A 12414-nucleotide genomic window follows, 5' to 3' on the forward strand; every position below is an offset into this window, starting at 1 on the left:
CTGCTCTAGCCAATGTTTAACTTCCTATGTTTGCCCCTATTCATTCTTCTCTCAGAAAACATGATCAATGAGCCAATCCATCTTACAGGATGTGGCCAATTAGGCGGATCCCCAATGAATCGATCAGCAATGAGTGCGATGATCACGGCTAATAGATGAACAAGCATGCTATAAATGCTTCTTCCGCTTTGAATACTGTTGAATGGCTTCTGTGGTGCATAGAACAACACCTTTACCAATCATTTTTCCTAGATCGGTGATGGGACCTGCGTATTGAACACTATTTCCTGACTGAGTGGCGGCAACCATCACACTATCCGTCGCGGTGCCTGTTGCTAGCGTATTCGTAAGCGGGTCTTTAACGTCTGCGTGCTGCAGTGCTTTCACTTTAGCCTCTGTCACTGTCATCATCGCTTGAATAAATGCCTCATCAGATAGCTTCCCGTTCACAAAGAGCCAGATATTGATTGTACCTATTGAAGATGGGTGCTCTCTTTCATGCGCTAGTGCAACATCGACTGCATTTCCAACGCCTGCTGTAACAGCAATCACAATAGAAAGCTCCTGCGTTTTGAATTCCTTTATGACAACATCCTCTACCATCACAGCCGTCATCATCCCGACCGTGTCGGAAGGATTCCATCCCCATTCACCCGCATAGTTACACATGTCCTGATAACTATCATCACACTGATAATCCATTGGGACGTGACGATTAACAAAATGACGGTGCCATCCTAAACCTGGCCCAATTACTGCCGATGACAGCGTTTTTAAAGGTTGTGGCGCGGTCAAATGCACGTGATCAGAGGAAATATGAAAAAGGTCTTTCGTAATGAAGTCATCCCCACTTTGACCGTGTTTTGGAAGCAAAGTAACTTGTGGCTTAGGCAATTCCGGATGCGCTTGCGTGTGAATACGAGCTTGATATACTTGTTCAACCGTTTCTTTTTTCAATACAGCGCCTGGTGAAGCCAACTTTACCGTTTCTCCATGATGAAGCAACAGTAGACGATCACAATACAAGGATGCCACATTTAAATCATGAAAAATCGAAATCACCGTGAGCTCGTGCGAAGTCGTCCATTCCTTTAATAAATCTAACAGCTGTTTTTGGTATGACAAATCTAAATGATTCGTTGGCTCATCAAGCAAGAGAAGCTTAGGTTCTTGTGCTAAAGCTTGTGCCAAGAAAACACGCTGACGCTCTCCACCTGATAAATCCTGAATCGAATGTTTTTCAAATTGAAGAACGCCCGTTTGTTCCATCGCATCGATCACTGCTTTTTCATCTTGCTCCGTCCATGGAGCGAACATTCCCTTTTGATGTGGATATCGACCCATACATACCGTTTCACGAACGGTGTAATCAAATGCATGGCTATGAAGCTGAGGAAGAACAGCAATCTCTTTCGCCAATTGCTTTGAGGAATAATCGCTAAGCTTGAGTCCTTTAAAAGAAATGGTCCCTTCTTGAGGAGGTAATAACCCACTGATCAGCTTCATCAGTGTCGTTTTGCCACTGCCGTTGGGGCCTAATATGCCAAGTATCTCCTGTTGTTGTAAATGGAAGGATATATTTTTCACTACGATCTGTTCTCCATACCCTCCACTTACACCTGTCACATTTAGCATCGCTATCCTCTTCTTTCTTTTCGTTGTGTGATCAAAATATAACCAAATACCGGTGCACCAATCAATGCGGTAATAACGCCAATTGGAAGCTCAGTTGGCGACAAGATCGTTCGTGCGATCAAATCACACACGATCAATAAGCTTGCCCCATTAATCATCGAAAGCGGCAGGACATGACGATGGTCAGCCCCCCAGGCTGTTCTTACCATATGCGGAACGACTAATCCAACAAAGCCAATCGTTCCAGATACTGCTACAGCAGCACCCGTCAATAATGAACCCGACACTAACACAATGTATTTTCGGAGCTGAACATTCACCCCAAGATGGTGTGCACGTTCTTCACCAAATGCCATGGCATTCAATTCTCTTGCGTTCCACATCAACAACATAGACCCAATCACAAAAAACGGAGCGATTAAGTGAATATATTCCCAGCCTCGCATCGAAACACTACCGAGAAGCCAAGTAATAATTTGTCGAAGGTCTTCGCCAGACAACGTAATCATAAGTGATAAAGTGGACCCTAAAAAAGAACTAAAGATAATTCCGGTTAAAATAATCGTTTCCATTTTCATAGCCCGATCAACATACCGAGCAAAGCTTAGAACAATCATTAATGTCAGTATTGCGGCAAGAATACTTACTGTTGGTAAAGTAAATCTTCCTAGACCAGGTAGCGTTAGGCCTAAGAAGATCGTCATTACCGCACCCACTGAAGCACCCGAAGAAACACCTAATGTGTACGGATCGGCTAATGGGTTTTTCAGCAAACCTTGAAAAGATGCACCCGCAACCGCCAAAGATGCACCTACTAAAGCCGCTAATACTACACGAGGAAAACGAATATACAGCACAATCGTCGTGAACATCGGTTCAATTCCCTCATAAGTGCCAAAAAGAGTGCCCCCAAAAATTTGGAGCATCTCTTTTAATGGTACCTGCACCGTTCCTACTGTGATCGCTAGACAAAAAGCGAACACTAATAAAAGCGCTGACAGTACATATCCTACCCATATCTTACTCACTGAAAATGTCCGGATAAATCGCTTCAGCAAGTTCTTGTGCACCTTCTACTAGTCTAGGGCCTGAACGATTAACCGGATCAGAGGAAACTTCTTGAATATCTTCATTTTGAACAGCCGTTAAATCACTAAAGCTGCCATGTGTTAACCATTCTTGCGTCAGATTTTCCTCATAATACCCAGATGTAACAACAACGGTATCAGGGTTAAGACGTACGATTTCTTCTTCAGCGAGCATTGGGAAACCATCTTGTTCCCCTGCAGCATTATCAGCTTGAATCAAATCAAGCATCTCTTGCATAAATGTATCGTTTCCAGCTACATAAACATCCGGCATTTGCGAAACAGCAATTAACACCTTTTTACGATCTGCTTCTTCAACCGTTGCTGCTTTTTCTTCAATTTCAGCAAAGCCATCCTGCATATCCTCGATCACTTGCTCCGCTTCTGTCACTTTACCAGTCACTTTACCAATCGTATCGATCGTGTCATATACCTGATCAAATGATGTCGCATTTTCAATTACCACGACTGTAATCCCTGCATCTTCAATCTGCTTGAGACCGTCTTCTTGCGTTGAATTAGAATCATGAGCCAATACTACATCTGGTTGAAGTGAAATAATTTTCTCAACGTTAAATTCCATACCACCGATTTTTTCTACGTCCTCTGCTTCTTCAGGGTAGTTATCAAAATCGGAAACACCAACAATCTCTTCATCTAAGCCAAGTGCATACACAATCTCTGTATTACTCGGGATCATAGATACGATTGCTTTCGGCTCTTCGTCAATCGTAACCTCTTCACCAGTTGCATCTGTAATCGTTACAGGAAAGGCTGTTTCTACACTTTGCTCTGAATCACTTCCTGTTTCAGTATCCGGATCACCGCATGCTGCTAAAAGTCCTAATGCGACTAGTAAACTAATCATCCATTTCCAATTCTTCATTTCTTCTCCTCCTAAAATAAAGTCTACAAAACGTTCATTCAAACAGACAGATCAGGTTCAATCTGTCCTTTGTCCTAAAACCTATGTAAATGGGGGAAGCATGTTATTATGCCTGATCGAGCGAGGACAACCTTCTTTTTGAACATAAAAAAACACCTCACCAGTCGGAGATGTTGGGTTGCACGAAGAATCGTATGGCTTTTTGCTCATCAAACGAAGCCTGCAACACCGACCTATCCTCGTAGGTTTTTATGATGTGGGAATGTAGGCAGGTTTCCTGGCTTATGGTCAATGTTCATCGCCCCTTCCCATAGCATACTTGCTACAGTGGTCATCAGCAATTCACTCCCATTTTACAGTGGCGGGACCGCGCTGGATTTTCACCAGCTTCCCTTTTAACTCCTTGTCGTTAAACGCAAGAGCACCTACATCCGTCCATATGAAATGTTTTTCCATTATCATTATAGCGAAAATTCGACAATCTCGCACGATAATAATAAAAAACTCTGCTAAAAGATGTAAAATCCTTTTAGCAGAGCGGAAATAATGTAGATTAATTTTCAATTTTGAGCGGACGAAGTGATGCTTCAATTTCTTTTCTGCGCGGCTCCAAGAATGGTGGCAGCGCTAATGATTCACCTAGTTGATCCATCTCTTCATCTGTTGCAAATCCAGGCTGATCAGTTGCTAATTCAAACAAAATGCCATTTGCTTCTCGGAAGTAAATGGAGCGGAAATAGAATCGATCCACTTCACCTGATGTTTGCAAACCGAAGCTACGCAAGTGATCATCCCATTTATCATAATCCTCATACGTTGGAATACGGAATGCCACGTGATGCACACTTCCACGACCCGGACGCTCAGGTGGTAGATCAGGACGCTCTTCAATATGAACCTCTGCACCCGTTCCACCTTCAGCAACGGACATGACTTGAATCGCAGGAAAATCACCCGCATTTGATGGATATTCGCCAATTTTTTTAAATCCAAGCACTTTCTCTAATATTTCTATTGTGCGATCAGCATAACGAACCGTTAATGTTACAGGACCAAGTCCAATAATCGCATGCTCAGCTGGCACGTCTGCTCCTGTCCAAGGAACACCTGGTGCAACGCCATCTTCACCATTATCGGCAACAAGCATTAAACGAGATCCTTCATTATCTTCAAAATAAAGAGTATCGCGATTCGCTCGTTTAGTAATATCCTCATGCTTTACATGTAACGATTGGAATCGTTCTTTCCAATAATGAAGCGAATTCGTAGTTGCTACACGAAACGCCGTATTTGAAATACTAGATACTCCAGGATACGTACGGCCTGCCATCGGAATATCAAAATATGTCATATCCGTCCCAGCACTTCCAACCGCGTCCGCATAAAACAAATGATACGAAGATGTATTATCTTGATTCACCGTTCTTTTCACCAAACGCATCCCCAAAATCCGCGTAAAGAAATCATAATTCTCTTCTGCCTGCCCTGTAATCGCCGAAACGTGATGAATTCCTGTTACTTTCATTAAAAACACTCCCTCTATCATTTTATCTTGAATTCGAGATATTTGATTTTATTATAAATGATTTTGTGAGAGAATGCAAGTAGTGAGAGTGGTCGCACATGCTCACATTTCGGGTGAGAATTCTTACATTTCGGCACAGGATTCACATATGTCCCACGCTCGATACATATTCATTCTCCCCCAAAAGAGCCGCCATGCGATCCTTTCTATTCCACTCTTATACCTTAAGCTAATGCCTGCTCCAAATCTTCCAACAAGTCTTTAATGTCTTCGATACCAACAGAAATTCGCACGAGTCCGTCTGTGATACCTAGTTCCGCACGGCGTTCTTGCGGGATGGAAGCATGTGTCATTCGTGCTGGAACAGAGATTAAGCTTTCTACTGCACCTAGGCTTTCTGCCAGTGTAAAATAGCGTAGTTTTTTTAATACTTGATCTGCTTTTTCTCCACTGCCTACATCAAATGAGATTATGCCGCCAAAGCCGCGTGATTGTTTGTTCGCTATCTGGTGACCTGGGTGTGATTTGATGCCTGGATAGTGAATGGTCGAAACACCCTTATGATTTTCTAAGAACTTGACTATTTCTTTTGCATTTACTTCGTGTTCTTCCATACGAATACCTAGCGTTCTCAAGCCACGGATCAACAACCATGAATCCTGTGGTCCGAGCACTGCGCCTACAGAGTTTTGTACGAAATGAATCTCTTCCGCAAGTGCTGCAGAATTGACAACAACAAGCCCTGCGACAACGTCACTGTGACCGCCGATGTATTTTGTTGCACTGTGAACAACGATGTCTGCTCCGTGATCAAGTGGCGTTTGCCAATATGGCGTTGTAAATGTATTATCAACAATCGTTAATAATCCATGCTCCTTTGCAACATTTGATACAGCTTCAATGTCTGTTACCTTTAAAAGTGGATTCGTTGGTGTTTCAATAAACACTGCTTTTGTATTGTCTTGAATCGCAGCAACCACATTGTCAAGTTTGCTTGTGTCGACAAAGGTTGATGTGATACCCAAACGGTTCATCACCTTTGTCATGACGCGGTACGTTCCACCGTAGACGTCATCTGTTAACACGATATGTGATCCTGCTCCAAACATCATCATGACAGAGCTGATCGCAGCCATTCCTGAGCCAAACGCAAATCCTGCATGTCCATTCTCAATGTCTTTGATTAGTTCTTCTAACGCGTGACGAGTTGGGTTGCTAGTACGAGAGTATTCGTAACCTTGACGCAAACCTCCGACGCCATCTTGCTTATACGAGCTAACTTGATAAATTGGTGTTGAAACAGCTCCTGTTGTTTCGTCTCCGAAAACACCACCATGAATTAGTTTCGTTTTTGGTTGCATATCTATTTTCCACCTTTATATATATTCTGGCTTAAGTAACGCTCACTACTATCCGCAAAAACGGTCACAATGTGGCTGCCCGGTGCACTCACTTCCGCTTCCTTCAGAGCTGCATGAAACGCTGCACCTGAAGAGCTTCCAACGAGTAATCCTTCTTTTGCTGCGAGCTCTTTGACCCAGTAAAATGCATCAACATCATCTACTGTATGAATGCCGTCAAAATAACTCCGGTCCATATAGTCGGGCAAGAACTCCATACCGATGCCTTCCGTTTTATGTGGACCTGATTCGCCGCCATTGATGGTTGACCCCTCAGGTTCTACAATGACCGTTTTTACGTCAGCCTTTTGATCTTTTAAATAGCGGGCTGTGCCCATAAAGGTGCCGCCAGTTCCAGCACCTGCTAAAAACACATCCACCTTACCGTCTAAATCACGCCAAATTTCTGGACCCATCGTTTTGTAATAGGTCATAGGATTCGCTGGATTGCCAAACTGAGCAGGGGAAAATGATCCTTCGATTTCTTTTACAAGCTGTTCAGCTTTTGCAATTGCACCCTTCATGCCTTCTTCAGTCGGTGTATTTACAACGGTTGCACCAAGAACACGCATCAGCGTTTGTTTTTCCACACTGAACTTTTCTGGTACAACAAACATGACGTTAAAGCCGCGACCAACTGCTGCAAGTGCGAGCCCAATGCCTGTGTTGCCGGCTGTTGGCTCAATTATCGTGCCTCCTGCCTGCAATTTACCGCCCGCGATTGCATCTTCTAAAAGCTCCATGCCAAGTCGATCTTTGACACTGCCTCCAGGATTAAAAAATTCCAATTTCGCAAAAATGCGCGACTTATTCGGAATGTCAATATTCGTTATTTCAACGATCGGCGTATTGCCAATCAATTCTTGGACATTTTTTGCGATATTCATTTATGCTTCCTCACCAAATACGTTCTTCCACTCATCACGTTTTGTTAGCATGTCACGAGCGATGTCTTTCGCACCTTCTAGACTGTGATTGGCTGCCCATCCGCATTGTACTTCGTTACAAGCTGGTACCTCGCTAGCTTCAAGCACGTCATTTAACGTTTTTTCTATGACAACTAACACTTCATCGTAATCATTATGGTTAATAACGGATAAATAAAAGCCTGTTTGGCAACCCATTGGACCGATGTCGATCACGTTTGTCATATGGTTTCGAATGTTTTCAGCCATTAAATGCTCAAGGGAGTGAAGACCATCCATTTTCATGTGCGCTTTGTTAGGTTGTGTGAAACGAAGATCGTATTTATGAATTTCATCTCCATTGTGTCCTGATGTCACGCCTACAAGTCGTACATACGGTGCTACTACTTTTGTGTGATCTAAGTTAAAGCTTTCTACATTCATTTTTTTCGTCATGTTTGGTATCTCCCCTTTATGCAAATTTAATCTAATTACTTTTATCTCCATGCTTCATTTATATGCTGTACAGATACTATGTGTAAGTAAGTTGTTACCTGGCCAATTTTCTTTTAAGCTTGTTTTTTCCCGTGAATTAACCAGACGTAATCGTTCAATTGTGAAAATGAGATCAAAAAACCTGCATCCTCAAACAATTTTTGCATGATCTGCTTTGTCGTATAGAATTCACGTTTTAAATCTTCAAGAAGGTTGTTGAAGCCCTGTTTTTTGACTTTTTCCCATTGTTTTTGACGCGCTTCATCATTTTCAAACATCGTATCCGCAAATACCACTTGCCCATTCGGGGATAAAATCTTTGCGTATTGATTAACCGCTTGCGCTTTTTCCTCATCCGTTAAATGGTGAAAAGCGTATGTGCTGACCAATGTGTCAATCGGCTTTTCAGGCAAAGGAAAATGATTAAAGTCTCCATCCACCACCGAAAGATCAGGAAAACGTGTTTGTGTTCGTGCTCTCATCGCTGCATTTGGTTCAACACCCACAACATCTAATTTTTTTTGTAAAAGCTTCTCTGTTAAATTTCCCGTGCCAACCCCAAACTCAACTGTTAATCCTTGAGAACGATCAGCTACTTGTTGCAATATATCATCGTAGCCTGCAAAAACTTCACGATATTCTTCGTCTTTGCCGCTTACGGAATCATCATACGAATCTATCCATTCATCAAATATCCCTACAAATTCGCGCCCCACTTTAAGCACACTCCATTCAATCTAAAGTATTCTTACCAGTATACTCGGAATAATGTAGGTCGGTGATTATTTTAACAAAAAATGAGCATATCTGTCACGTTTTTTGTTTTTTGACAGACACACTCTTTTATAAATAACGTTCTAGATCATCATAGTTCTCTTCTTCAAAAACACAACCCTCTCCCAACTCCAAAATCTCAGCACCTGTAAGAGCCAATAAAATGGGTGAATGGGTTGCAATTATAAATCGAGAGATAAATCTTTGAAAGAAACTGATAGTAAATAATTCATGGTGGCAAGTTCCTGCTAGTTACATTTCAAACTTTGATGGATGACATGCCTTTACAGTTAAAAAGCTTCTCCACTCTTTTTTTGCTTGCTCCCATTCGAGCGGATACTGCCCCCACTCCCAACTCGGCTCCCAGTACCCATCTTTGGTTAATTGCTCAGCCAACCAATATGCATTCTCTTCTACAATTTCTTCTAATTCATTGTATAGAGGAGAGCTCGTTTGATTAATGATTGCAACTGGTTGAAGTCCATAACCTAACCACTGTTCGGGTGTAAGAGTGAAAATATTGTCTAGATTTTGCTTCATTTTCTCAATTATTCGTTGTTTAATTTCATTGTCGTCCGTCAGTTCTGCTAAACGATAGTAGCACTGGACCTCGTGCGTTTCCCAATCAGTCATTTCATCCCAGCGCTTCATCACCATCAATTGAGATTTCTCAATCAAATCCTGTGGCACATAATCACGGTAAAAATGAAAATAACCAACAATTTCAGCTGCAGGGTTTCCAGGTGTTTTTTCGAATCCTGTCTCCCCTGTTTCTTCATTCACATTCCACCAAGGTGCACGAGGCACATTATTGATCGTTACAGGTACAATCGGCCATTTTTTATGAACAGAATCAAATTGTAGACTCAAGTAATCAAGCGCTTTTTTCACCATTGGATGGTCTCCTCTAACAGGAAGTTGCACTAAATATTGAAGCGCTACAGTTGTATTTAACACGGATGAGTCCAGCAATCGACTATCGGGTTCTAATGCGCGCCCAAAGCCACCATCTTGATTTTGGAACGCTTGAAGCGCTTGAATCACCTCTTCATACGAACCTTCCCCTTGGCGATAAAGGTGGAATGCGCGATCCACCTCTCTTGCATCACGCTGAAGAAATAAATGAATGGCTGTAATTTGTTTTGTTGATAAATGCTTCGTTAATACGTTCATCGTCTCGCCTCCTACCTAGTTTAATTCGAGAACAATCATTAAAATCCTTTTTCTAAATAGGTCGATCTATATGTAATTTCATAAGACATAAATTGGGTGTGTAATGAGAAAAAACCATCAAAGAATCACAAAGATTCTTGATGGTTCTAATTGGTTAATCGCACCTCGAGTCATAAGTCACTTCCCTGTGGTGGTAAAGTACGCCCTCCTCGGGAACTGCCTTATGCTTGTCGGAGCTAAACGAGCCGCTTATGCTTTTGTTTCGTCTAGCTCCAGCGGCTAGCTCCTCGAGTCATAAGTCACTTCCCTGTGGTGGTAAAGTACGCCCTCCTCGGGAATTGCCTTATGCTTGTCGGAGCTAAACGAGCCGCTTCCGCTTTTGTGATTACATTTTATTGGGAGCTTCAACACTAATTAGTTTTAAAGCATTCTTTATCGTTTGACGGACTGCTTCGATCAGTTTCAAGCGAGCTTTTGTGCGTTCTGGAGATTCTGCATCCAATACTTTGTTGGCATTGTAAAAGCTATGGAAAGCAGATGCGAGTTCATTGATGTAGGTTGCGATTCGGTGCGGTGTGCGCATTTCTGCTGCATCGCTTATGGTTTGCGGGAAATCACCTAGTTTTTTCAGCAAGTCTACTTCTTTTTCAGATCCGATCAATGAAAGATCTGCATCGCTTTTAAGATCAATGCCTTGTTCTTCAGCTTGGCGAAGGATGCTGCAAATGCGAGCGTGTGCATATTGAGCATAATAAACTGGATTTTCATTTGATTGAGAAACCGCTAAATCTAAATCAAAATCCATATGAGAATCTCCACTACGCATTGCGAAGAAATAACGAACTGCATCTAAGCCAACTTCGTCAACGAGTTCTCGCATTGTGACAGCTTTACCTGTGCGTTTACTCATCTTCATTTTTTCTCCATCTTTATACAGCTGAACCATTTGAATCACCGCAACTTCAAGGTCTTCACGCTTGTAACCAAGTGCTTCAACAGCCGCTTTCATTCGTGGAATATAGCCGTGATGATCCGCTCCCCAAATGTTAATGACTTTATCAAATCCACGTTCAAATTTATCACGGTGGTACGCTAAGTCAGGTGTTAAGTACGTATATGAGCCATCGTTTTTAATTAGTACGCGGTTTTTATCATCACCAAGTTCGGTTGAACGGAACCATGTCGCCGCATCTTCTTCATATACGTGGCCACGTTCTTTTAACACATCAAGCGCTGCATCAATTTTCCCGCTTTTATAAAGAGACGTTTCTGAGAACCATACATTAAATGGCACTCGGAACGCTTCAAGATCATCTTGTAACTTTTTAAGTTCGTATTTCAACCCGTACTCACGGAAAAATTCATAACGCTCTTCTTCTGTTGTGTTAACATACTTATCGCCATATTCTTCAGCTAAGTTGTTAGCGATACCGATGATGTCTGCACCATGATATCCGTCTTCAGGCATGGTTTTTTGAAGGTTGAGAGCTTGGAAGTATCTTGCTTCCACCGACAATGCGAGGTTATGAATTTGGTTACCCGCGTCGTTAATATAATACTCCCTTGACACCTCATAGCCTGCTTTTGAAAGTACATTACAAAGCGCATCGCCAACCGCAGCACCGCGCGCATGACCGAGATGAAGGTCGCCTGTAGGATTAGCTGAAACAAATTCGACTTGAACTTTTTGCCCCGCTCCAACCTGTGACTCGCCATACTGGTCACCTGCTTGAAGGATCGTTTTGATCAAATCATTTAGGTAAGCATTATCCATGTAAAAATTAATGAATCCAGGTCCCGCAATATCAATTTTTTTGATCGAAGCTTTTGACGAATCAAAGTATTCAACAATACCCTCAGCAATGACGCGTGGAGCTTTTTTTGCAATACGAGCAAGCTGCATCGCCATATTGGTTGAGAAATCACCGTTTGCTTTATCTTTTGGTGTTTCTAAAACGACTTCAGGAAGCTGCTCTTCTGTTGCCAGCCCTGCTTTGATAACTGCCGCTTTAATTTCTTGCTTTAAATTTTCCTGCACATAGGAAACAATCGTCATAATTAAGTAACCTCCTTATATTCAATGGTCATCGCATAGGTGCCAACTGATTCCCCATCCATTTCAAGTCCATAGGAAACATGAAAGCATCCAGGCTCTTTTGCAGGGGTGCGATGTATGTATTTTGTTGTATTAGTTATGAGAGAAATTGTGCCGTATTCACTGTCGTAGGAGCACATCATAGACTCTCCTAAACGAAAAGCAAGTCGCATTTTAAGTGCTCCACTGCGTAAAATCACAGCTTGGTCTTCTTCCATTTTTACAACCGTGCGAATCGTTCCTTCTTCTTGTGCTTCTTCATACTTTAAATAATCTATATTATTTTTTGTAATCCATTCACCTGATGAGGTTAGTGTCAACTCTTCTTTTGAACCGTCTGGTTGTGTGATCACGCTTGTTAATGTGATGCTCACCGGAGTTGAGTTTTCCACATTATTCACTCCTTTAGCCATTTGTAATCTATTATAAATGGGAGAT

12 protein-coding genes and 1 riboswitch are annotated in these 12414 nt (G+C 42.1%); all 12 genes read right to left on the bottom strand.

Annotation, left to right across the window (positions count from 1 at the left end):
• Window positions 1–5: 5 nt before the first annotated feature.
• Complete coding sequence (locus AB1471_RS03565) at window positions 6–167, bottom strand: cobalamin biosynthesis protein (protein WP_367778226.1); 162 nt, start codon at window positions 165–167, stop codon at window positions 6–8.
• A gap of 1 nt (window position 168) precedes the next feature.
• On the bottom strand, window positions 169–1635 hold the full coding sequence (locus tag AB1471_RS03570) for an adenosylcobinamide amidohydrolase (RefSeq protein WP_367778227.1): 1467 nt from the start codon (window positions 1633–1635) through the stop codon (window positions 169–171).
• Window positions 1636–1637: 2 nt separating this feature from the next.
• On the bottom strand, window positions 1638–2693 hold the full coding sequence (locus tag AB1471_RS03575; protein WP_367778228.1) for a FecCD family ABC transporter permease: 1056 nt from the start codon (window positions 2691–2693) through the stop codon (window positions 1638–1640).
• A complete protein-coding gene (locus AB1471_RS03580; protein ID WP_367778229.1) occupies window positions 2656–3609 on the bottom strand; it encodes an ABC transporter substrate-binding protein in 954 nt (317 codons plus the stop codon). The genes AB1471_RS03575 and AB1471_RS03580 overlap by 38 nt, the downstream gene beginning before the upstream one ends.
• Window positions 3610–3859: 250 nt before the next feature.
• Window positions 3860–4053, bottom strand: a riboswitch (cobalamin riboswitch).
• Window positions 4054–4162: 109 nt separating this feature from the next.
• Window positions 4163–5134 (bottom strand): ring-cleaving dioxygenase, encoded by a 972-nt coding sequence (locus AB1471_RS03585; RefSeq protein WP_367778230.1) that lies wholly within the window; start codon window positions 5132–5134, stop codon window positions 4163–4165.
• Between the two features lie 224 nt (window positions 5135–5358).
• Window positions 5359–6495: a bifunctional cystathionine gamma-lyase/homocysteine desulfhydrase gene (locus tag AB1471_RS03590; RefSeq protein ID WP_367778231.1), complete on the bottom strand. Its 1137-nt coding sequence runs from the start codon at window positions 6493–6495 to the stop codon at window positions 5359–5361.
• 2 nt (window positions 6496–6497) lie between these two features.
• Window positions 6498–7421, bottom strand: coding sequence for a PLP-dependent cysteine synthase family protein (locus AB1471_RS03595; RefSeq protein ID WP_367778232.1), 924 nt, complete (start codon window positions 7419–7421; stop codon window positions 6498–6500).
• Window positions 7422–7895, bottom strand: coding sequence for an S-ribosylhomocysteine lyase (locus AB1471_RS03600; RefSeq protein ID WP_367778233.1), 474 nt, complete (start codon window positions 7893–7895; stop codon window positions 7422–7424).
• Between the two features lie 113 nt (window positions 7896–8008).
• On the bottom strand, window positions 8009–8650 hold the full coding sequence (locus tag AB1471_RS03605; protein WP_367778234.1) for a class I SAM-dependent methyltransferase: 642 nt from the start codon (window positions 8648–8650) through the stop codon (window positions 8009–8011).
• A 310-nt stretch (window positions 8651–8960) separates the two neighbouring features.
• Window positions 8961–9881, bottom strand: a complete 921-nt coding sequence (locus tag AB1471_RS03610) for a hypothetical protein (RefSeq protein ID WP_367778235.1) — start codon at window positions 9879–9881, stop codon at window positions 8961–8963.
• Window positions 9882–10266: 385 nt separating this feature from the next.
• Window positions 10267–11937: an arginine--tRNA ligase gene (gene argS / locus AB1471_RS03615; RefSeq protein ID WP_367778236.1), complete on the bottom strand. Its 1671-nt coding sequence runs from the start codon at window positions 11935–11937 to the stop codon at window positions 10267–10269.
• Window positions 11938–11939: 2 nt separating this feature from the next.
• The gene (locus tag AB1471_RS03620; RefSeq protein WP_367778237.1) at window positions 11940–12368 is read right to left on the bottom strand and encodes a YwiB family protein; all 429 of its coding nucleotides are present in this window, start codon (window positions 12366–12368) and stop codon (window positions 11940–11942) included.
• Window positions 12369–12414: the final 46 nt, after the last annotated feature.

It is taken from the genome of Jeotgalibacillus marinus (genome assembly GCF_040801915.1).
Lineage (GTDB): Bacteria > Bacillota > Bacilli > Bacillales > Jeotgalibacillaceae > Jeotgalibacillus > Jeotgalibacillus marinus.

What these genes read in the sequence shown, in the direction of transcription:
- AB1471_RS03565 (WP_367778226.1), bottom strand. Translation starts at nt 167, where the DNA reads ATGCTTGTTCATCTATTAGCCGTGATCATCGCACTCATTGCTGATCGA.
- AB1471_RS03570 (WP_367778227.1), bottom strand. Translation starts at nt 1,635, where the DNA reads ATGCTAAATGTGACAGGTGTAAGTGGAGGGTATGGAGAACAGATCGTA.
- AB1471_RS03580 (WP_367778229.1), bottom strand. Translation starts at nt 3,609, where the DNA reads ATGAAGAATTGGAAATGGATGATTAGTTTACTAGTCGCATTAGGACTT.
- AB1471_RS03585 (WP_367778230.1), bottom strand. Translation starts at nt 5,134, where the DNA reads ATGAAAGTAACAGGAATTCATCACGTTTCGGCGATTACAGGGCAGGCA.
- AB1471_RS03590 (WP_367778231.1), bottom strand. Translation starts at nt 6,495, where the DNA reads ATGCAACCAAAAACGAAACTAATTCATGGTGGTGTTTTCGGAGACGAA.
- AB1471_RS03595 (WP_367778232.1), bottom strand. Translation starts at nt 7,421, where the DNA reads ATGAATATCGCAAAAAATGTCCAAGAATTGATTGGCAATACGCCGATC.
- AB1471_RS03600 (WP_367778233.1), bottom strand. Translation starts at nt 7,895, where the DNA reads ATGACGAAAAAAATGAATGTAGAAAGCTTTAACTTAGATCACACAAAA.
- AB1471_RS03610 (WP_367778235.1), bottom strand. Translation starts at nt 9,881, where the DNA reads ATGAACGTATTAACGAAGCATTTATCAACAAAACAAATTACAGCCATT.
- argS (WP_367778236.1), bottom strand. Translation starts at nt 11,937, where the DNA reads ATGACGATTGTTTCCTATGTGCAGGAAAATTTAAAGCAAGAAATTAAA.